The following is a 21,062-nucleotide window of genomic DNA, read 5'->3' on the forward strand; positions in this document are numbered from 1 at the left end:
GTGGGCGCGCCGGAGGCAAGTGAAGGCGATCGGGGGTAGCGAACGCTATTGGCTCTAACTGAGCGCTCGACGTGTCAGCCGACCAAGTCGACGTCGTGCCAAGGACGGACGACACGACTACTATCGCCACGACGGCGTAATGTCCGGCTCGCAAGGCGCACCTCCCCTCTGACGCATTAGCGGCGTCCGGTGTCCTGCCAAAAGACCTGAATGGGGCACTCTACGTGTTCGATCAGCCCCCGTCGAGGGCTCCTCCTTCACTCTCCGCCAGTATTCGCTGTGCTGGCAGGTTGGCAACGAGTTCGATGAAGTCCCAGCCTTGAATGGCTCCGAGCAGTAGCTTCTGGTTCGCCACCACAATGCCGACGCTGCGCCCGCGTGTCATTGGCACAATTCGCCGCTGCCCATGCTCAGCATGATGTCGGCGACCAGGGCGCCGGGGACGCCTTGCGGGTCCATCGCGGTCACAGCCGCCTCCGGTACAAAACACGCCACGTCGAACGTGCCGGGCGCAGCGGTGCAGGGCTCGGCCAGCAAACGCACCTGCTGGATCGGGCCCTCCTGACCAAGGATTTCCAGCGAGGCGAGCTCGCGGGCCTTTGCCTTGGGCGCTGGCGGCGTGAAGGCGCAGACCTGGATGCGTGGAGGCATCGGCAGTGCCGCGGCCAAGAGTGCATGCACCGCCTCTATCGGATGCCGTCGGGCTCGTGGATGCAGCCGATGGCGATGCGCAGCACGGTGCTGTCGTCGGCCGGCGCCTGGTCCACCTCGACCGGTAGCAGCGGGTCGATGTTGGCGGCGGCGTCGCGCAGCGTCTGCACGGTCCGGCCGATGCGCTGGAGCCCTTCCTGGAGCCCGTGCTCGGCGGGCGATGCATCCAGCAGGTCACACAGCGTTGCCGCGCCGTCCACCACGATTTGCCAAAAATCGTGTGCCTTGTCTTGGTTCGTGGCCTGTCGCTGGCAGGGATCGAGTCTGAGCAGCCGGGGAGCACGCCCACGGACGAAATGATGCCTGCCGCGGCGTGGCACTCTTGGGGCATGCCAGACGCTTTCGATCCCCGGCCACCGCCGGAGTTGCTTGCCTTCTACGACCGTTTCTCGGCGCGCTTCCGCTCGCCCGGTGTTCGCTTGCGCGGTTACCGGCTGAGGTGGATTGCCTTTCGCAGCGAGGATCTGGACCGGGGCATCGAGCGTGCGGTGCTGGACCTGGCCTGGGGTGATGAATCGGTCACCGCAAAAGGCGAGTTCGTCGCGCGCGCCCGTGAGGAAGTCCAGGAGGGCTGCTCGCTGACCTTTGTGGAGGTCGGGCTCAGGAGGTCGCTGCTGTGCGGGAATGGTGAGCCGTTGGCGCTGGCGACGGTGGTGCTGGCCATCTCGATGTGGCGATCCGGCCACCCCTGCGGACTTCTCGGGCGCATTGGGCTGGATGCCGAAGGCCGGCCCACGGGTTCGGCTCAGGCGCCGTTGCCGCTGGTGCGCATGGGCAGCTGAGCCTGCGGTTGTGCGGACTGTCGGCGAGTGGTTTGCTGTTGGCGGGTGGTCAGTCTTTTCTTTCTGGCTGCGGATGGACTGCCGTGGGCAAGCCAGGCGCTATGCCCGCATCGCTGACCAGGCGGCCGTTGAGCGAATACCAGTTGGGAATGCCCAGCTCGCGATTGCGAGCCTGTGCCTCGCGCACGGCCTGGTTGCCGATGCGCACGATGCTGGTGGACCAGCGTTCAGCCTTCTTCAGATTGGTCATGCCCTGCTACGGAAATGAGGGTATGGAACACGGTCTATATACCAAACACGCAACATACTCGAAACTACCCTACTTCAACCAACACCCATCCTCCCCCGGCCTATTTTTCCCTATCCCTCCTCAAACAACACGAAGACGGACAGAAAAACAGGCTTCCCCTTCTCCCCCCTTCAACGCGGCCGGAGCAGGCGGGGCGGGTGGGGAAAACGGGCTCGGCAGGGGTGGTGGGAGGGGGTGGGTCGGGTATGTTGCTTTAGGGCTGGCGCTGGCTTTTGCTGAGCCTGCGAGCCGCGTCCGGCTTCCTTGCCTCGGTGCTGCTTGATGTCTGGGCATCCAGCTCGCGCGCCAAGTGCTCGGCGCGCTCGTAGCCCTCGAAGTACATCTGGTACGGCAGGTGCCGGATGAAGTCACGCGCGTCCGCCGAAGCGCGCAGTACGCGCTCCAGCTTCACCCACTGCCCGGAGCGCGCCAGGCGCCACGCGGCCAACTGCGGATCTGCCACCGGTGTCGAACTCGCAGGGATTGCATCAGTGCCCACAGGCTATGCCGGGCTGGGTTTCCACATGCCCACCGAGGAGCTTCGCGCCGGCGAGATCGCCGCAAGGTGTGGTCGACGGCTCCAGCCTGGCACCGCGACCAGAGCACCTCGCCCTGCACCACAGCGCGTGCTCGATCGGCCCGGCGTTGTCGCCGCAGCAGTGGCAAGGCGACCAGGCCGCTGGCCAGCAGCGGCCAGTCCTGCGGCACGTCGAGCAAGAACGCCGCGCTGCCGCCCACCAGGCTCCACACCAGCGGCACGGCCACCACCGGCCAGGGCGGTGCCGACCGCACCAGCAGCAACAGCCCCCAGGTGAAGAGCGTCAGCGGGCACGGCGTGATGCCGAACATCGGCATGGCCGGATAGCGCATGCCCGCCGCCAGCCCCAGCAGCGGGTACGCCAGCAGCGCGTACGCGATGAGCAGCCATCCCAGGGGGGCCGCAGGCCCGGCCGCCGCGGCGAAGTCCAGACGGTCCCTCAAGGCCGCGCCGGCCAGCAGCAGTCCTTCAGCAACGAAGAGCGCGCCGAAGGCCCAGGCCGCCCGGTTGATGGCGGTGAAGTGGAGCCAGTGGTAGGCCACGCCGGTCCACAGCCACATCGCTGCCAAGCCCAGGCCGATCCGGCGGCCCGCGTGCCGTGTGGTGGGGCGGGCCACCATCCACAGCAGCGCCGCACCCAGCGCGTAGGCGCCTATCTGCGCCGGCCACGCCGCCCGGTTGTAAGCGTCGAAGACGGCGACGAACTGGGCGTGGGTGAAAGGAAGCATGGCGCGCGGGTGCCAGGCGAAGGCACCGCGCTACCGCCGGTGCTGGCGGCGCGGTTGATGGGCCTCAAAGGCACCCACGTGCCATGGGCCTGATGGCCAGCGGTAACCTGTTGGCCACGTCGTCGCTCCACCAGCACCCGCACGAAGGGCTGGCCTGGTGGGCTGCAGACGGCGGCTTCGACATCCACGGCCAGATCAGGACCGGCCATCCGGCAGGTGAGCACGACCGCAGCCATGAAGCGGTTCCTGGGCCGCGGCATCCTGCTGCAGCACACCCGGTACAGAGATCCATCGGGCGCGGCGTTTCGACTCGGGCCACGGCGCGAGGAGACTCCAGCACGGCGAGCAAGCGCTCCAATTGGCCTCTCGACGGCCGCGCGGCTGAAAACCCGGATTTCCCAAGCATCTGCTGCGCAACGATTTTTCTGAAGAAGGCGCACCAGTTCCCCGTGGAGGAACACGACGCCTGGAGGAATGCATCCGTTTCTGCGTGCCGCGTGTTGGAGGCGCAATGCATCTGTTTCTGCGTGTCGAACACGGCCACCAGCACGGCCGGCACGCGCAGCACACGGCACCGCGCCCGACCAGCAAAGGCTGCGAATGCATCTGTTTCTGCGTGCGCAACAGCCAGTGCGTGAGCGTGGAACAGCGGCACGGCCACCAGATGCGCGCCCTTCTTGGACATGCCCGTCGTCGGTGACGCCATCGTGACCCCCCGTGCTGGTCTAGCAGACCAACGTCTTCGCCGCCTTGGTCCACAGTGCGCCGGTGCACGTCACGCGCCGGTTGACGGCACCGCAGGCTCAAGAGCTGGCTCAGCAGCTGCTTCGAGATGTGCCCCGGGCGTGCACGGCCGGAAAGGGCCGTGCGCGACTTCCTGTGCGGCATGGCCAGCCATAGAGCCCTGGCGCGGATCGACAAGAAGACGTTCGTCGTCATGGTTGCGAATGCGGGCGCGGCCATCGAGCTCGCCGCCGATCCGGAGCGGCATGGAGGAGCGGCGGTGCGCGGCTGCCAAGGGATGGCCAATTGCCCTGGCGCGGACGAGAAATGCATCTGTTTCTGCGTGCTCGCCAGCCCACTACGCGAGTTGATGCCACTCGTGCCATGCATGAACTCGAGGGCAAGCTTGGTTCTGACCCTCTCTCAACAGGTTGCAGTTGTGGAGCTATGTCGGCGCAGGGCCGCGAATGCATCCGTTTCTGCGTGCTGGTCGCTGGCAGCCCGCACCCATGCACCGTTGACCGACGGCAACGAGTGTCGAGAGCGCTTCAGCCTTCAGCCGGCCGCGGTTACTCCAAATGCATCCGTTTCTGCGTGCGCTTGTAGTCCTTGTTCTTCGAGCGTGTCGTTCTGAAGCGCTGTGCCGTCGGCTTGGATTTCCTTGACCGACTTGGTTTGTCCAACGTGCGTGGTCGAGCGGCCGGGAACGGTGGGCAGCGCAGCTGTCCACGGTTTCAGGCCGCCTTGGTACAAGAAGTAGAGATCTAGAACTCCAATACCAATACAAGAAGCCGCTAAGTCATTGATGCACATCGGAAAACGCAAGAGTTGTGCATCTGTTTCTGCGTATGAATGCATCCGTTTCTGCGTGAAATGCATCTGTTTCTGCGTGCGTGCGCATCCGTTTCTGCGTCGAAATGCATCCGTTTCTGCGTGGACAACTTCGGAGGTCCCCAGCCTTGTCCACAGATCGGGCAGATCAGGTGAGAAGTGAAAATCACCACTCACCTGAACATGGTTGTCGCCGGATTGCCACAAGGACACGCGCCGGGAGAAATGCATCCGTTTCTGCGTGGACAAGCATCCAGGGGGTAAGGAAACTAGCGGGCTTCGACAGGGAAAAACACGAAAGCGTTCTATGGCTGACGAAAAGGCAACCCGTGACGCTGCGCCGCAGCGGCAGTTGTCGCTCGTCATCAAGAACGGCCGCCGCACGCCCGAGGAAGGTGCCGATCAACGATTGAGCACCTTCGAGCGCCTGCATCTGGAGAACGAGGCTCGCCTTGAGGCTCTGGGCAACGGGACCGACACGCGGGGCTTCATCACGCGCACCCTGGTTCAGACCACGTTGCCGTACCGCGAGCCGAAGGCTGAGGACCATCCCAACGGCTTCGCTCGGCGCTTCCAGAGCTTTTCGCTGATCATCCAGGCCGGCTCGTACACGAAGACCGTCGAGAAGGTCAAAGGCGGCAGGACCGTGCTGGAGACGGAAACCCGCTCCTACGGCTTTCCCTACGGTTCCACGCCGCGGCTCATCGTGGCTTGGCTCTGCAGCGAGGCCATGCGCCAGCAAAGCCGCATCATCACGCTGACGGACAGCCAGGCGAGCTTCATGCGCGCCATCGGCATGAAGAACAGCACCGGCGGCGTGCGCGGAACCAACACGCTGCTCAAGGACGCCATGCAGCGGCTGTTCACGGCCCGCATCATCACCACGTCGGACCGGGATGCGCAGAAGTGGCGCAACGGGCAGTTCACCATTGCCGACGACGTCGAGCTCGACGATGCCATTCCCTGGTGGGCTGACGACGCCTCGACCGACCGCGCACCGGCATGGTCATCCCAGATCAACCTGTCCGAGAAGTTCTATCGCGACATCGTGCGCAGCGCAGTGCCCGTGGACCTGCATGTCCTCAAGGCGCTGCACAAGTCACCCATGGCCATGGACATCTACTCGTTCATGACCTGGGTGAATGCGTTCATCGAGAAGCCGATGGAGCTCTCCTGGGAAGGCATGGCGGCGCAGTTCGGTACCTCGGCGCAGGCCACCCGCTCCTTCAAGCAGAAGTGGTTGGAAGCCTTGGCCAAGGTGCAGGTGTTCTATCAGCCACAGGTGCAGGTCGAGCGGACCAAGCTGATCATCCTGCCGTCTGCACCGGACGTCCCGAAGCTGCAGCGCAAGGGCTGAAGGGCTGTCGCCTGGCCGACGCATCTCGGCTGTCAGCGTGGGACTTTGCACGGACGCAGAAACGGATGCATTCGTGGTTTTGGCTGTGAGGGGGCGGCGGTTGGGCCGCATCACCCCCGTGCCAGGCACGCAGAAACGGATGCATTTCCTCCGCCAGTACGGCCTACCCATCCTGCCGACGGTTCTTCAGTTGTAGCGGTGCATCATTACGGGATGTATCGTCCTGATGAAGACACGCCCAAAGGCTGGGTCAAACCGGTTGCCAAGCCCACCCGCGAATCACTGAAGGCGCGCGTGGTTGTTGGAGGTGGCGTATCCCGACATCGTGCGCCGGGCCAAGGCTGAGCATGGTGTCATCTATTGGGAAGACGAGACGGCAGTGCGGCAGGACACAGCCTGGATACGAGGCTATGCACCTGCGGACCACACGCCGACTGAGGATTACGCCACCAAGCGGCCCACGCCAGGCATCACCACGATTTCGGCGCTGACCAATCAGGGATTGCTGCGTTTTGAGTTTCACGATTGGGCTATCAATGCTGAGCGGTTCATCGAGTTCCTGTGCGACCTGATTCATGATGCGCAGTCCAAGGTATTCCTGATCGTGGACAACTTGAAGGTGCACAAAGCCAATAAAGTTCAGGACTGGCTGCGCGCACACAATAACGAAATCGAGTTGATCTACCTGCCGCCGTATTCGCCTGAACTGAACCCTGATGAGTTGGTCAACCGGGACCTCAAGACCGAATTGAGCACACGGCTGGCATCAAGCAGCCGAGGAATTCTGCGCAGCGTCGCACACGATTTCATGAAGGTTTTGCAAGGCATGCCGCAACGAATCATGAACTACTTTCGAGGTTCACATCTCGCGTACGCCGGCGAACAAATCGGTGCATGCACTGTTTGATTGCCGGGTTAATAGCTCGATCTGGTGGGCGGTCTCCCTGTTGATTTCAGCAATCGCCTTGGACAGGACACGCAACTTTAAGGTTTTGTATTCCTTGAAAGAAGCTTTATCGCCGCTGCCCAAGACTTTGTCGCGGAATTCCTCCCACTTCATTATTTTTGTTTGCCCGATATTTTCGAATCGGACGCAGTATTCCCATATTTGCAGGCTCGCCGTGGTGCTGAGTTTGCGCATCACCGCCATACCGATAAGCCCGTAAACTTCAGGACGGCGGATCTCGCGAAATATCGGCCTCTTCCTCCACGACCTCGACGTCACATCACCGTGCTGGAGACGCAACTGGCTGGACCCGGCGGCAACGTGGTGCGCAAGGCATGCCAGGCCGCTTGGAAGCGTGGCTGCCGGGAAGCTGCGCCACTGCAGCAACTTCAACGGTGTCGTACCGACTGTCGGTCGCCGTGAAAGGCTCCAGCGGGCCTTGGAGTCTGCCCATGTTGGAAGGCATGCAGCGACCAGAATGCCACCTCAGTACATTGATCGCTCAGGTTCGCAGACCGTTGAATAGTCAATTAACCCTAGGCGTATTCGCGAAAACGTTGGACCCATTCGCAGTAACCGTGGACCACAACAGCAGCTATCGAACGCTTTCGCCGAGACGGCGCAGGGAGGCCGGTGGGGCAAAGCGTCCGAATCGAGTTTGGTCTTACCAGATATCGATCCTGAAATATGTTGCGACATCAACCAAAAAGATGGTGCTCGCCGAATTATTGGACCTATTCGCGGAATTACTAGAATTCAACCCCAACACTTGAATCTATTTTTGCCTCAGCAGAAGAAGCACTGGATCTCGGGTCTGAAACCCTCTTATTTTTCGCCTTGCTTCTCTGTTGTCAAGAACAGTCCTTCTTTTCGGTCGCTCGACCGCTTCGAACAAATGTTTTTTTATACTATTCCAGTAAGCTGCTTTTTTGGCATCTGCGGCCTGATCCAACTGACCTTTGGTATAGATATCGACCAACTTTGATGCTGCAAAAGCATCCCCACTGTTGGCCGACATTATGTACCAATACAAGGCTTGCGCATGATTGATTGCACCACTCCATCCATATTCGAAGCCACTCGCATAAAGCCGTTGCGCTTCGCCGTCGCCGTTCTGAGCTTTTTTCTTGGTCAACATTGTGAGCTCGTTATATATTGCCGCAGACTGTTCAACATTTTTTTGAACCATATCACCAATCTTCAACATGCCTGCATAAGTTAACATCCCATTTATTTCCTTGAGTTCGACGGCTCGCTTAAGATAAGGCAAAGCCATATCCCATCCGTATCCTGGCTCTGTGCCAACGTCTTCATATAAATCCCAAGCCTCCTCACCAGATAAAATCGATTCAACTGGCGGCGGCCACCCAAGCAAGTCATCTGCAAAGTTTTCGTAGAAAATTCCTTGCTTCCCAACTACGGAGCGAATAGTTTGTACGGCCACCTCTAATCCGCACCGAAAGAATTCTTTTGCATCGTGATATGATTTCAGCTCCGAATGAACTTTTGACTCAATGTCTCTTGGATCAATAACAAGAGCCTCATAAGCAACCCTGTATGGGTGAGGAACGCCGGTCCCAGCGAGTTCATTGGCTCGAAGCTTAGGATCCCTGAGAGAAAATCCAATTTTAACGAGATTGGGCATGGCAGGGTTCGTCATCGCGTAAACCCATCCCTTTGTTTCCATTTTCGGTTCTTTCAAGAAATTTGCTCAACCAATCTGTGATCGCGACTAATGAGCGCTACAATCTCGAATACTAACAGGCTTCGCCTGTGCAACTCCAAGGTCATCATCAACTCTCTAAGATGAGGTTGTCGTACTTTTCAGAAAAATTGGTGCGCTTCTGGCGACTTATTAATGTGCCGACAAGCACTTAGGGAGCGCACTGTGTCGCCGCTCGGGCGAACTACCTAACCTCTCGATTCGATTAAGTTTTCGCAGCGAAGCGCACCATTCTTCCTAAAAATTACGACAACCCCGATAAGCCATGCCCCTTAAACAAGCCGGATCCATGTGTGCAGACCAGTGCCATCACAACGCAGGGCTTGCGAAAGGCGTCGGCTCCATACATGCAAGAAAGGTCCGACAACCCCCTCTGCCAATACACATGGAGCTTGAGCCAGTGACGATGGTCCATCTCATAACGATCCACCTCGCTTCGACGATCGCATCATCCAAAGGGCATCGCTACGGCAATCCTATGGTCTCGTCGGCATCGTCGGCTGTATGGACATTACGCGGCGCCTGTAACCTGTACCGCTTTCCCTCTTTCACTAGATTGCCAGTAGCGACCAGTAGGGTTTGCGTTTGATGCGCGGCAATAGCCTGTGCGTAACTTTCGCCGTGAAGCTCAACTGTTACTTTTTTAGGTAAACCGTCAACTTCAGTCCATACCACCACGCTTCCCGGCGCATCTCCTTCACGCTCAAGTTTGATCACTGGCCCGCGCAGTACAAATTCTTCTCGTGGGGCTCTGGCCTTTAAGATGCGTGCCGCCTCTCTGATCACCGGAGCAAAACTTCTTGGGATCAATTCTTGTGTTGTTGGGATGTCTGCTGGATTGACAAGTGCCCAAGAAAAGCGCAGTTCCACATCGTGTTCATCCTCAGTATCACCAGCAAGACCAGCTAACGCTGCGCACAAGTTTGCGCTTACGCCGTGATCACGGTGCTGCTCGAAGGCGGTCAAGGCAGCTTGTGACGCCGCTTCCTTCACGCTCCGAACACCTCCCAAGAGTGTGCGAGTCACTCGACGCTCAAACGAGCCAACATCCGCATCACTTTGTTCTGCTTGGATAATGGGAGCCACAGGAGACAGCAACGCAAATACAAAGCTACCACGCTCAGTTTGCCCAAACTTTACTCGGCGTATGTAGTCGCTTGCCAAGCGAGGTTTGCGAGCCGGATAGTAAATTTTTGGCTCCGCGGCAGAGCAGGCTGCTGACAAAAGCATGTCTTTTGCCCGTTGAACATATTCAGCAGCCTGCTCTAGCGGCAGCACGCCTTCGTGGGCTTGCTGTGAAAGAATTCTGATTCGTACAACGTCGAAACCCGAATTGACTAAATCGGCTGCCACCTCCGACGCCTCACGTTTTTCAGCTTTACCTACTGTGGTTACCGCTTCTAAAAGTCGCCGGCGAAAGTCGCGGTAGTCGGCTCGCAGTGGCACTGCTGCTTCGTACTCGCCACGCGTCCACACTTGCATGAGTCGAACATTGCCAGCGCAAGGATCAGAGCCAGTATCGGTCCACCCGTTTGCCGACAGATAGGCACGAAAGGCATCTGGTCGAATTTGAGTGAGGTCGAAGTTCATAGCTTAGGTTCCTGCTCGTATCATGGAAGGTTACCCGTACATAGACGATCAAACATTCCGTGCAACGCTAATGGATCAAAGACCTGCGTTCTCGGCAGATGTACCGTGACACTTGTATCGTTGAGCGTGTCTGGCCGACCGCGAAGACTCATCCAGTAAGCACAACGCTTAGCCACGTACTCGTCTTGGGAACAAGTAAGCCAACTGTTAGGGTCATGATCAGGTAAAGCCACAACGACAAGGATCCTCGGGACCATGACGTCTATGGGGCGCAGTTCATCGTAATTTTTCTTGAGCAACGGGAACGCCAGTACATCGTCGCGGAAGTCTGGTCGTCCCGTGCACTTGAGTTGCAGATCTAACTTAGGCGAACGAACGGTACCACCTCCTCCGCGGCGTGCGATTGTGGCGTCGATGCTGTCGTCGTCCGTACCTGGTTCAGCATAGGCAAGCCCACATACTGCTGCTACGGCTCGGACCAAGGCCACGGAGAACTGTTGTTTTTGCTCGTTCGGATCCATGGTTGCGTAGTGTCGCATCTCAGATGTTGGCGGCGGTCGAAAAGCGCGCTTTTCCGGCGGTCACGACGCGCTTTTCGGCGGCCAGGTACGCGCATGACGCTGCGCACCAACACGTGGTCAGCGCGCAGTAGTCGCCACATGCATCCGGCGCGGATCAAGGAAGGTAGTTGCAGCCCCGTGCGCGGCGCAAGAAGGCTTGGCGTACGCAGGGTGTGAGTGCCTGTTGGCGCCGACCGAAAACTGGCTCTGACGCACTTTGTGTGACGCCATTCATGCCCGGCTGACGACCCGGATCTCCAGCAAGTCCAACTCTGCTTGGCCATACATCTGGCGCTTTATCAACTTCAGCCGGTTGTTCTGGCCTTCCACCTGGCCGCTGCTCCAAGGCAGCGCGACCGCGGCCCTCACGGCAGCGAGGTCCTCCTGCAGACCGGCGGCGAAGCGCTGCATTTCGATGATCTGGCAACCTGATGCCTGGACCAGCCACTGTTCCAGGCCTTCGCTGTCATGGTTGGTCAGCACGCCCATGAAGCGCAATGCCAGCTTCCTGGCCATGGCAATGGCGGGCTCCAGGTCGCACAGCCGCGAGGCGAAGCGCTGGTGCTCCTGAGCGGCACTCTCGTCGCAGTGTCGCTGCTTCCAACCCAGCAGCCAGGCACAGGCCCGTGACGGGGACGGCACCTTCACACCCGGCGGCTGTGCAGGCGGCGTGCTTGTCCCGGCAGCGTCCTGCGTCCTCAACGCCTGGAATGCGAGCCGCACGCAGCTGTGGCCGATCTTGATGCCCTGGTCCACGAGCTCGCGCCAGATCTGCGCGGCGTTCGTGCAGCCCTGCGCCGCCCTGGCCTGCAGATGGGCCTTTATCGAATCCATGCGCCCTGGTTGGGAAACCCGCACCACGCGCTCGGGGAATCCCTCTGACTGCACGAAGTAGCGCACCGTGCGTCTGTCCAATCCTACCTCTCGGGCGATGGCACGTAACGTTCGCCCGGCGGCATGCAGGCGCATGACCTCCTCGTAGAGCGCCAGGCGCCGCTCGCGGTTGTGGTCGACCCGTTGCTGCGCCGCGGCTGCTCTTGTTGCAGCCGGCGTCAGCGACGGTGTCGGCGGTGGTGGTGGAGGAGATGGCGGCTTGACATCAGCCGGCGCACTGCTGGTGTTGCTGTCCTCGGGCACGGGCTTGTCAACGGCTGCCTCGCGCAGCCGGGACGACAGCCTGGAGAGCAGCCGCTGCAGCGCCTCGCTCAGATTCTTGATGAGGTGCCAGCGATCGGCGACCTGAACGGCATCCGGCAGCGCCTGGCGGACGGCGTCGGCATAGGCGCTGGCGCGGTCGCGCGCCACGATGCGGATGGTGTCGTGTTCCTTGAGCCAGTTGTCCCTCACGGTGGCGGTGTCGCGGTCGGGCAGCAGCGCGACAGGACGCCGTCGCTCCAGATCGACCACGATGGTGCCGTAGCGGTGGCCGCGTGCCAGTGCCCAGTCGTCGATGCCGACCACCGTGAGCGGTTCTTCGGGCACCGCGGGCGGCGAGCCGGGCTCGCGTGCGTGGAATTCATCGAAGGCTTGTTTGACCGGCTGACGCTGCGCTATGGCAGCGCTTTCATGGACCGTTGGGCTGGCCTATCCCTTGCGGCAGTGAAAGAGGATTGGGCGCGCAAGCTAGCCAGCTACGCCCAGCGGCCAGAGGTCATCGAGCACGCGCTGTCGCTGCTGGACCCCGCCGGCCCGCCCACTGCCGCAGCCTTTCGGGAACTGTGTGCGAGTGCGCCGGCTCCGGCATTCCGGGCACAGCCTCAGGTGAAGCAGTCGCAACGCGCTGCCGAGATCCGGCGCAAGTACCTGCGGCCGGTAGCACCCCGGGTCGGCCGCGAACGCGCATGGGCCGCCGAGATGGTGCAGCGCGCCCGTGCCGGCGAGCGGGTGCCGGGGTACAGCCTGCGCCTGGCGCTCGACGCGCTCAATCGACCAGGCGCTTCTTGACAGCGCAGGACCGGGCCTTCGTGCTTCGCATCGAGCCCCCGTGCCGGGGTCTCGACCCTGCCGGGCTTCAATCCCTGCTGCCTTGCGCGGCGGCCTGACGGCCGCCGCTGCGCGCTTCGCTTGCCCTCCTGGGGGCTGCCTTCGTCAACCCCCGCCGCGCTGCGCTTGGCGTTCCCAAGTGAAGCCGACCAGGCTTCGCCTGCTCGGCGTGTGGCACGAGGCAAAAATTGAGCTAAGAACCCTAAGTTGTTCAGCGTTTGGGCACCAGCATATAGGCCTCGAACCACGTATACGGATATTCTGCACTCGAATACCGGCCGGTGCCTACCATCGCGCCTTCTTCATTGATCGCACAAGCGGACGACAAGCGATACCAGCTCTCTGGCGTGTAGGGCCTTTTCGGGCCTGCGTAAAGCAACACGGGAGCCCGTCCGCTATCCAGATAAACAATGGCTCCGTCGCGTGGGTCAGCATTTCCATCGAAGCGGAAACCGGCTACTTCTCTGCGGTTGTTAATGCCCAACCCACCTGCCGGAGAATTTCCGCCGACCGGCTGCATCACCGTGTACTTGTTGTCCGCGTACAGAAAGGCGTGGCGACTCCAGATGAAGTCGTTGATATTGTATACGTAGCCGGTGATGTCGCCCCGGTTGTTGATGGCCGTGGGCATCAAGCTGTCGTAGCCAGCCGGGGTAGGCAGCAACTGCGGTTTGCGGCCGCGGACGAGCAGCACTCCCTGACGCACGCCGACCCCGTTCATGACCACTTCGCGGAAGCCCAAGATGTCCCCGCGTTCGTTGATGGAGGTGGCCTGCGCGGCATAGCCGCCCCAGGTGCCCAGGTCGGTCAGTCTGTCGCGCCACCAGTACGCTGCATGCGTCGCGCCAGGGGCTGCTTCCGACCAGCCCACGACTTCCGAGCGATTGTTGATGCCAGCAGCGTGGCTGCTGCCTCCACCCAGCGAGGGCAGTGTGGTTATTTGCTCGCGCCACCAACGAAACGCCTGAGTGAAACCGCCTTGCCTGAACCAGCCGACGATCTCGGTTTGGGCATTAATCCCGGCAGCCTCACCAGGACCATCGGTGTATATCGGTTTCGGTGCCGCACCTGGTTGAAAAAGCGCGGGGCGATAACCGCCTTGGATGTTGAAAAACACGTAGCCCGCCGCTTCGCGCTGGTTGTTTAGCGCAAGCGCGCCGCTGTAGCCACTCTGAAACCGACCCAGGCCCACGGCCTTGTAGAGGGAGTTGTCCAGCACCGGTGGAACTGGGTTTCCCTGCATTGTCTTGGCATTGGCGTACATGCTTGGCGCAAGGCCGGCCAAGGTCATGTGAATTGCAAAATTCCGTCGCTTCATGACCTCTCCTGGAGAAATTTCCGGAGCGAGCGTAGAGGCATCCTTCCTGTTTTCCATCCCTGAGGTGGGCCATTGCTCTTGATTGAGCATCCAGCCACTTCATTCGCCGGGTGCAGCACGCGTATACGCTGCAGCGTCAGTTTCACGTCGAGAAGGAGCGCGACGATGAACTGGCCGCTGCGCTCAGCGGCGCGCTGCAGTGACTGGAATTGCCATGCAACGTAGCCGGCACTGATGCTGGCTACGCGGCCGTCTCCCGCTGACCTAACTGAGGCCCCTGCCCGCCCAGGTGTCGCAAGGCCTGCCGGGGTCGGGCGGTGTGCTGATCCTCGTGCAGCGAACTGTGCCGCCGAGCGAGTCCGGCTCAGGGGTTGTCGTACTTTTCGTGGATTTTGGTGCGCCAGCCGTCGATTTCTCGTTGCGCGACAAGCACTTAGCGGCGCTCGACAACTGCATACGATGCCAGCTGGCTAACCCGTTGATTTGCTTTATGTTTTTCGAGTGAAGCGCACCAAAATCCACGGAAAGTACGACAACCCCGGGCCGGAATGGGCATCGATCAGATCGCCGCTTTCCATCTTCGCCCGAAGATATTTTCCGGCCCCTAGAGCAGGCAATCGGAAATCAATTCCCCTTTGACCTTGTACCAGCGCACCGATTGCCGGAAGCCGGATTCACAGAACGGACAGGGCGTCCAAGCCAATTCGCCACTGATATCCTTTTTTGGCGAAAGCTTGCCCATATTGTTGTATATATATGAATTCAGTCCACGCCATTCAAAAAAGTCACTCTCCACATCGCCCTTCTTGCCCTCCTTGAGAAATTTATAGGGCTTGAACCCGTAAAGCAGGATATTGAACTCTCCCTCCGTCAGGCCATGCACAGGCTTGGAGAAGTCGAACAGTTCCTCCTTTGCGAATTTTGCGATCGCAGTTTTGGGAAGAACAGTTCCGAGCTTGAGCGGCATGCAGCGGGGATCGAGAACGGAGAAACTCTTGTCTAGCCATTTGCTGAACGGAAAAGATTTCAGATGTGCATAACCCTTGCAGTATGGGCAAGCATTGCGATACAGATTGAAGGCAAAGGAAAACGGATGGATTCCATCGACGACACGAGCCGTTCGGCTGAAAAGCCGGATGGCGTGATAAGTATATTCTTCCGGCACGGCTTCACAGTTCGACGCGGTTGCCACCACCCCGCCGCCTTTGAAAAACGCTTCATCGAAGCTGCGGGCTTCGACCAAGGCCGACCAAGGCTCGGCGTTTGACAATTCCCGGATGGATTTCAAACCGGCAGCCACCTGCTTACGGACCGACAAGGGCACCCGGTGGTATTTCTCAAGATGACTGACGAAGGGGTTGAAGAAAAATTTCTCCTTCGTCGCGACAGCTGCTTGCAAGGCCTCCCTAGATCGATAGAACACGACATCATCGTCCGGGACGCAAAGCTGGAAATTTTCGGCGAAACGCTTTTCCAGCGCGAAGTTGTCTTGCCTGATAAACACAGGGCGCAAAAAGCGATACCGTTCCGTATCGCGTTGGCTATTAGGTGCGGCGCTGGCGTTATCCCTGCAAGGCAGTTGGGAAGGCGTTTTATTTTGACGCTGGCTCGCCAGTGCCCGCACTTGCTGGAACACGTCCCTGTGATTGAGGCTGGGGAATGACTTCGAGCCTGCGGCACCTGCCACCACGTCGCTACTGGTTTTCAGTGGCTTGGCGCCGCCCAAATCTATGACGTAGCCGCAGCGGTAGATGAAGTCAGGGTTGTGCTCGACGGCAAGCACCGTGCAACCCTTCAAGTAATCGCCAAGTGCGCGGTGCAGTTTTTCTATTGACTTCCTATCCAGTCCGCGGCAGGGCTCGTCCAGTATGACATACGTATTCTGGCGCGAAAGCGCCTGCCAGTAGCCCAGAATGAATTTGACGAGTTTCAGCCTTTGAATTTCTCCGCCGCTGAGGCTCGACAGCGCCCTTCCCAGCGACAGATGGCTCAAAGCCAACGCATCGAAAACATCCTTCACATGAGACAAGAAACCGAATGAAGACTGGAATCCAATGTTTGGAATATCCGTATTCAGGAGCTCGACGATACTTTTGCCGTCAACTTTCACCAGGGAGACGTCGGCTCTGTAGCGGGATCCGAAGCAAACGCCGCACGCAATACCCTCGTCCATCCCTGAACCGCCGCATTGAGGACAGGCTCCTGCCGCGTTGAAACTGAAATCGCTTTCCGTCAGAAGTGGCGCGGAGGATTTTGCGTAAACCTTTCGGATGTCATCGAAGACATCAATATACGTAGCGACAATGGACGCGGGCGACCGGCCTGGTGCTTTGGCGGTCAGGCGCACCACCTGTTCTCCTGACTCCTCAAGGGACTGGCAAATCAGGTCCATCAGCGTAGTTTTGCCTGACCCACTGGAGCCGACAACGACCGTCATTTGGCGCAATGGGAATGCTATGTCCGGTAATTGCAGGCTGTGCCTGGGCCTAAGCTTGATCTTTTTGGTTTTGGGGCTAGATTCTCCTTTAGCCACAAAATCCAGGGCAGGATAAGCGAAAAGCGGATCGCTTGATGGGAGGCCTTTCTTCAGAATCCTTCCGCCTTCCTTGCCTGCTCCGGGGCCAATCTCAAGCACACGGTCAGCCGTAAACTGGTAAACAGGATTGTGGTCAACCACTAGCACGCAATTGTTGCGCGACTTCAGCTCCATCAATATCTCAATTATGTTGATGTTGTCCCGGTATTGAAGGTTGGAAGAGGGTTCATCAAGCACGATTATTCTGTCCCGCTCCTGGGAAACCAGAACATCCAAGAGTTTAAGACGCTGTGCCTCTCCCGAGCTCAGGGAGGCCGTGCTTCTGTCCAATGCAATATGGTCTATCGCGAGCTTGTGGATGAATTGCAGCTTGGTCAGTGCTTCATCGCGCGCAACGCAGCCGGTATTCAATTTTTCCAAAATTTTGGCCAAGTCCGCGGCCGGCAGGCCAAGGTAATAGTGGAATGGCTTGCCGCTGAGGAGCACTGCGCGCGCCTGGTATCCAAAGCCGGTGCCCTTGCAATCAGGGCAGGGCATGTCCGAAAGGTAGTTTTGGGCGTGCTGATCGGCGCGATTGGCAATCAGCTTTTCCGTCAATGTGTCGATGACAATCTTTTTGGACGCCGTGGTCAAGGCCGCAAAGGATTGGCTGACGTCCACGCCTTGGGACTTGAGTACCTTGGTCAGCCCGCTGGGGAGAAATTTGAATCCAACATAGCGGCCTGATTTGCTCAACGGCACACGCAGAAATCCTTGCTCTATGCGAGAATCCTTGTCCAAAGCTCCATCGAGATTGACAGACAGGCGCGAGCCCCTTCCCGCACATGCGCTGCAGCAACCGCTGAGCGACGACGCCGTGGACCTGGAAAACAGTAGAGGCGAGGGCTTGCGGAAGATCTTGCCATCCACGAGCGAAAACCAGTGCTCGTTGAAATTTAACTCCACGCCTTCGCCGACCAGCAATACTCCCTGCCTCGCCAGTTTTGCAATGCTCTGGTGGTCTTTGTTGTCCGCAATGTCTATCAATATTTGATAGTTTTCCAACTTGATGGAGCCCAGCTTGGAAACGGCGATCAGGCGCGACGTCGATTTGATTTCATCCCGGCACACCACTGATGTGACGCCTTGCTTTTGAAGAAGTGAAGCAGCAGTTTTTCCGTCAACCGCTTCATAATTGGAATAAATGGCGTACAGCTTTGCGCCGGGATGATGGCTCTGGGAGAAAGTCCGAATTTCATCGAGTGTCGGCTGCCTGATCTGCTGGCCTTCATGAAATATCTCGCCGTGATGGACGAACATTCTTTTCAGAAGGCTTTTGAGGCCCGTGCGCGTGCCAAAGCTTGATGCTTCGGTTTGAGGCAAGGCTCTTTGGGTCACCGACTCCACGTCCGGAAGCGCGGTGGCGGACTTCATTTCCGGCCGCACGGCGTAGGTATAAATGTCATCGGTCTTGCGTCGCATCGCCGCCTGCCTGCGTGCCTCGGCAACAATGACTTCATGGACTAGGCTAGACTTGCCTGAACCGCTGGCCCCGCAAACAACCACTATTTCGCCAAGCCTGGCGTTGAAATCGATATTCTTAAGATTATTGTGGGTAACACCTCGCACGCCAAAATCAGAGCTCATTGATTTCATTTTCATACATTTCATAGATCATTGGGATGATTTTCTTGTACGCTGTGCACATCGGGCTTTTGCCATTTTTACGGTAAAGCGGGCAGCCGCCTGCGCAGACCAGCCTATATTCACAGCCTTGGCAGTCATCGCTCAAGCCAGCGTGCTTGGGAATACCCCTTCTGATAATTTCCACGATGTTTGCCTCCTCATCGAGGCTGCCGAGAGGATGGCCCTGCTCAAATTCGGTATGGCAAAAATACACGGAACCGTCAAGGTAAATTGCTGCCGCCGTGGTTCCCATTGAGCATGGGTGAGGTTGTGGAGAAACGGTCCGAAGATCGGATACGACCAGCCGCCGGCTGACCGGGTAACCGTCGCGTGCCGCCTCGCCGAGAATTTCCTTGACTTCAGCAAAAGCGGAGACAAAATCGTCCGGCGCCAAATTGTCGCCTTTTACGTCGGAAATCCGGAAAGCCGCGTCTTTTTGCACCAGATGCTTCACCAGCGGTGCAACTCCCGCGCGATTTTCAGGCGTGGTCGTGATCAATACACTAGGCTTGATATTGTTCGACTCCAGCCGTTCAATATTGCGGCTGATGATATGAGAGCTGCCTTTGCCGTCTTTGACGAATACGCGGTTGCGATCATTGAATTCGGCGGCGCCATCCAGGGAAACGGACAACAGTATGTCGTTTTTCTTGATGTACTCGATGATGCGCGTATCAAGGAAGGTGAGATTGCTGATGATGCGTATGGACAAGCTGATGCCCGCATCCTCCAGCTGTTTTTTCAGTTTCAGGACTTCATCGGCCCATTCGTCGAAACAAAGCAGTGGCTCCCCGCCGGCCAGCTTGATGGATACATTCTTCAGACCCCGGACATGCAGCAGCTTGGTGCCAAGCAATGAAAATAAATCCGCCCGCCGCGGGCGCTTGCTGTTAAGTGAAGGTATATAGCAATAACTGCATGCGAGATTGCAGCGGTCGCTGGTCTGTATCCAGAACTGCAAGGCTTCAGCTTCGCTGGCTTCGCCAGGAATTTCACTGCTTCCATCAGCACAGACCACCACGCCATCGCGTTCCAACAGCTTCAGTGCCGTCAATTCGGCGGAATTTTCGGTTTCTAGAGCATGGTCTGCGCCCAGTCTTATTGCCAGCGCCCGCATGGTCTGATCCAACACTATTGCGCGGCCCGTCTGGTCCTGAAGCGTCATGAAATCGACTGTACCGGTGCCGGGAACCACGCATTGCCTTAGCATAAAAGCATGCTTCAATCGAAACTTCATAGATCAAACCTTATGCTTGCAATTTCCCGGGAGTCGAATGATGTGCCGTCGCTGCGGTAGGCAAGAGTGCATTCAGAGCGCCTATGCAGGGCGATGTGATTTGACATGATGAGCAGATCGCCCCGGTCCAGCACGAAGTCTTGAGCCACGTCGCTGCAGACTGCCTCCACGGCTTCCTTCAAACCAAGACCGCTGCGCAAAATGGGCCCGTTACGGTCCTGCGCCAGGGACGTGTGAAGCCTGAAGATCGTTCGCCCGTCCAGATTGTCCAGGACGGGTACGTCGAAAGCCGGCCGACCTGGAAATATGTATCTCAAGGCAGCGCATTTCAAGTCAGCTTCGCTCAACCCAAAGACATTTTCCATTTTCGCGATGAAGTCATCCCGGTGCACGATTTGATTGCGGCCGAAGACGGGATGCTTTGGGTCAGGGCGCAGGCATAACAGCGCGATATAAGCCGGCGGGCGGGGCTGGAACATGAAGTCGGTGTGGTAGCCGCCGCAGGATGCCTGCTCCGCCAGACTTTTCGCCCCCGGGAGCACGCTGAATTGGTGCACCACGCCACCAATCCGCTCGGAGTGGAAAAGCTTTCCGTTCGATAACGATTCCAGAAAACTTTTGAGCCGCTCTATATTTGGACCATAATCTCTGATTATTTGGTATCCCGTCCTTTCGATGGCTTCAAAATCGACTTCCAGGGAGGGCGGCTTCGCTCGCGAGTTTTTCAGACGGGCTACCTTGCCGTCGTCGACATCGACATCGTGAATCATGATGCTTGAATGAGCCCCGTCATCAGGACGAGGCTCTGGTTTTTTCCTTAGGCGGCGAGCATCACCGAGGTGTGTGTTGCACCGGCATAGCCCGTTTGGCCGATGTTGCAAGGGCAAACCTGCGGACACTTTTGTGCGTCATCGCTGCCCTGATAAAGCAACTCTCCAAACATTTCCTGCCACAGGGCTTCCGATTGGGTCTGAACGGCAAGCCATTGCTGCTTGTTTTCTTCGCCCAACATGCCGAAGTAGGGAAAGTGGTGTAGATACTCACCGAAAAGCTCGGTGCAGTCTTTCATGTAGGCCCTGGTGTCCAGAATGTGCATGTGCCAGATTTCGTCGATGTCGGCGTTCGGCACGAGTTGCACGCCACCCAGGGCCTTGGTGACGGCCATATAACGCTTGTAGCTTTCCACCGCTTTTTCAGCCCTGTCCAGCGTCCAGATTTCAGGCTTGCTTTCCAAAAGCTTCCTGGTGGCAAGATCGAAATTCCAGCCGCTCACAAGGTTCATTGCGCGGCCAAATTCTTCCTTGTTGATGATGTAGGACATTTCCATTCCTTTTGTGTTCGATCAATTCATTGTCATTCATGAGTCGGTTGATGTCTTCTCGTCAATACACTCTGCCCTCCAAGGTGCTGCTGGCCATCTAAGGAGCCTCTGCGTAAAGCCGTGGCAAGTGTGCTGAGCGAACATCCAGGCCATGAAGCAGGCTGACCTCGGGTTGAACCTTTCGACCAAGCGCACACGCAAGCGCGAGTTCCTGGAGCAGATGG

The 21,062-nt window shown here is 58.5% G+C and carries 21 protein-coding genes; 5 read left to right on the plus strand and 16 right to left on the minus strand.

The genetic code is table 11. The features are described 5' to 3' along the window. Positions 1–381: 381 nt before the first annotated feature. A complete protein-coding gene (locus FJ694_RS14640; protein WP_157267981.1) occupies positions 382–669 on the minus strand; it encodes a hypothetical protein in 288 nt (95 codons plus the stop codon). Between the two features lie 17 nt (positions 670–686). After that, positions 687–911 (minus strand): hypothetical protein, encoded by a 225-nt coding sequence (locus tag FJ694_RS14645; RefSeq protein WP_157267982.1) that lies wholly within the window; start codon positions 909–911, stop codon positions 687–689. A gap of 129 nt (positions 912–1,040) precedes the next feature. Between FJ694_RS14645 and FJ694_RS14650 the strand changes: the two genes are divergently transcribed. After that, complete coding sequence (locus FJ694_RS14650) at positions 1,041–1,493, plus strand: hypothetical protein (protein ID WP_157267983.1); 453 nt, start codon at positions 1,041–1,043, stop codon at positions 1,491–1,493. Positions 1,494–1,542: 49 nt separating this feature from the next. On the opposite strand, the gene FJ694_RS14655 is transcribed toward FJ694_RS14650, so the two are convergent. The 3 genes from FJ694_RS14655 to FJ694_RS14665 all read right to left on the minus strand — a co-directional run bounded on the left by FJ694_RS14655 (position 1,543) and on the right by FJ694_RS14665 (position 3,048). Further along, complete coding sequence (locus tag FJ694_RS14655) at positions 1,543–1,743, minus strand: hypothetical protein (protein WP_157267984.1); 201 nt, start codon at positions 1,741–1,743, stop codon at positions 1,543–1,545. A 253-nt stretch (positions 1,744–1,996) separates the two neighbouring features. Beyond that, positions 1,997–2,230, minus strand: coding sequence for a hypothetical protein (locus tag FJ694_RS14660; protein ID WP_157267985.1), 234 nt, complete (start codon positions 2,228–2,230; stop codon positions 1,997–1,999). Further along, positions 2,191–3,048 (minus strand): DUF6064 family protein, encoded by an 858-nt coding sequence (locus FJ694_RS14665; RefSeq protein WP_198320841.1) that lies wholly within the window; start codon positions 3,046–3,048, stop codon positions 2,191–2,193. The genes FJ694_RS14660 and FJ694_RS14665 overlap by 40 nt, the downstream gene beginning before the upstream one ends. An 83-nt stretch (positions 3,049–3,131) precedes the next feature. Between FJ694_RS14665 and FJ694_RS14670 the strand changes: the two genes are divergently transcribed. Then, on the plus strand, positions 3,132–3,686 hold the full coding sequence (locus tag FJ694_RS14670; RefSeq protein WP_157267986.1) for a hypothetical protein: 555 nt from the start codon (positions 3,132–3,134) through the stop codon (positions 3,684–3,686). A gap of 640 nt (positions 3,687–4,326) precedes the next feature. On the opposite strand, the gene FJ694_RS14675 is transcribed toward FJ694_RS14670, so the two are convergent. After that, positions 4,327–4,833 (minus strand): hypothetical protein, encoded by a 507-nt coding sequence (locus FJ694_RS14675; protein WP_157267987.1) that lies wholly within the window; start codon positions 4,831–4,833, stop codon positions 4,327–4,329. A 10-nt stretch (positions 4,834–4,843) separates the two neighbouring features. Between FJ694_RS14675 and FJ694_RS14680 the strand changes: the two genes are divergently transcribed. Then, on the plus strand, positions 4,844–5,959 hold the full coding sequence (locus tag FJ694_RS14680) for a replication protein RepA (RefSeq protein ID WP_157267988.1): 1,116 nt from the start codon (positions 4,844–4,846) through the stop codon (positions 5,957–5,959). A 307-nt stretch (positions 5,960–6,266) separates the two neighbouring features. Beyond that, complete coding sequence (locus tag FJ694_RS14685) at positions 6,267–6,866, plus strand: IS630 family transposase (protein WP_198320842.1); 600 nt, start codon at positions 6,267–6,269, stop codon at positions 6,864–6,866. Here the strand turns inward: FJ694_RS14685 and FJ694_RS14690 are convergent. From FJ694_RS14690 to FJ694_RS14710, 5 genes are all read right to left on the minus strand, one after another. Beyond that, positions 6,819–7,298 (minus strand): replication initiation protein, encoded by a 480-nt coding sequence (locus tag FJ694_RS14690; RefSeq protein WP_157267990.1) that lies wholly within the window; start codon positions 7,296–7,298, stop codon positions 6,819–6,821. The genes FJ694_RS14685 and FJ694_RS14690 overlap by 48 nt on opposite strands. 382 nt (positions 7,299–7,680) lie before the next feature. Further along, a complete protein-coding gene (locus FJ694_RS38090; protein ID WP_157267991.1) occupies positions 7,681–8,607 on the minus strand; it encodes a GIY-YIG nuclease family protein in 927 nt (308 codons plus the stop codon). A 486-nt stretch (positions 8,608–9,093) separates the two neighbouring features. After that, positions 9,094–10,218, minus strand: coding sequence for a hypothetical protein (locus FJ694_RS14700; RefSeq protein ID WP_157267992.1), 1,125 nt, complete (start codon positions 10,216–10,218; stop codon positions 9,094–9,096). A 20-nt stretch (positions 10,219–10,238) separates the two neighbouring features. Next, positions 10,239–10,739: a DUF4365 domain-containing protein gene (locus tag FJ694_RS14705; protein WP_157267993.1), complete on the minus strand. Its 501-nt coding sequence runs from the start codon at positions 10,737–10,739 to the stop codon at positions 10,239–10,241. 270 nt (positions 10,740–11,009) lie between these two features. Beyond that, positions 11,010–12,260 carry an ISL3 family transposase gene (locus tag FJ694_RS14710; protein ID WP_259373166.1) on the minus strand — a complete coding sequence of 417 codons (1,251 nt, stop codon included), beginning with the start codon at positions 12,258–12,260 and terminating at the stop codon, positions 11,010–11,012. Positions 12,261–12,287: 27 nt separating this feature from the next. Here FJ694_RS14710 and FJ694_RS14715 point away from each other — a divergent pair, with 27 nt between their 5' ends. Beyond that, positions 12,288–12,722: a hypothetical protein gene (locus tag FJ694_RS14715; RefSeq protein ID WP_157267995.1), complete on the plus strand. Its 435-nt coding sequence runs from the start codon at positions 12,288–12,290 to the stop codon at positions 12,720–12,722. Between the two features lie 250 nt (positions 12,723–12,972). Here the strand turns inward: FJ694_RS14715 and FJ694_RS14720 are convergent, their stop codons facing one another. The 5 genes from FJ694_RS14720 to FJ694_RS14740 form a co-directional block, all read right to left on the minus strand. Continuing rightward, positions 12,973–14,169 (minus strand): hypothetical protein, encoded by a 1,197-nt coding sequence (locus FJ694_RS14720; RefSeq protein ID WP_157267996.1) that lies wholly within the window; start codon positions 14,167–14,169, stop codon positions 12,973–12,975. 514 nt (positions 14,170–14,683) lie between these two features. Continuing rightward, positions 14,684–18,241, minus strand: coding sequence for an ATP-binding cassette domain-containing protein (locus FJ694_RS14725; protein ID WP_157267997.1), 3,558 nt, complete (start codon positions 18,239–18,241; stop codon positions 14,684–14,686). Beyond that, positions 18,231–19,517 carry a radical SAM/SPASM domain-containing protein gene (locus tag FJ694_RS14730; protein ID WP_157267998.1) on the minus strand — a complete coding sequence of 429 codons (1,287 nt, stop codon included), beginning with the start codon at positions 19,515–19,517 and terminating at the stop codon, positions 18,231–18,233. The genes FJ694_RS14725 and FJ694_RS14730 overlap by 11 nt, the downstream gene beginning before the upstream one ends. Then, on the minus strand, positions 19,514–20,287 hold the full coding sequence (locus FJ694_RS14735) for a Fe(II)-2OG oxygenase family protein (protein WP_157267999.1): 774 nt from the start codon (positions 20,285–20,287) through the stop codon (positions 19,514–19,516). Before FJ694_RS14735 ends, FJ694_RS14730 begins: the two co-directional genes overlap by 4 nt. Before the next feature lie 47 nt (positions 20,288–20,334). Continuing rightward, positions 20,335–20,838, minus strand: coding sequence for a glycine-rich domain-containing protein (locus FJ694_RS14740; protein ID WP_157268000.1), 504 nt, complete (start codon positions 20,836–20,838; stop codon positions 20,335–20,337). Positions 20,839–21,062 lie beyond the last annotated feature (224 nt).

The sequence above is a fragment of the Azohydromonas aeria genome (genome assembly GCF_009760915.1).
GTDB classification, from domain to species: domain Bacteria; phylum Pseudomonadota; class Gammaproteobacteria; order Burkholderiales; family Burkholderiaceae_C; genus Azohydromonas; species Azohydromonas aeria.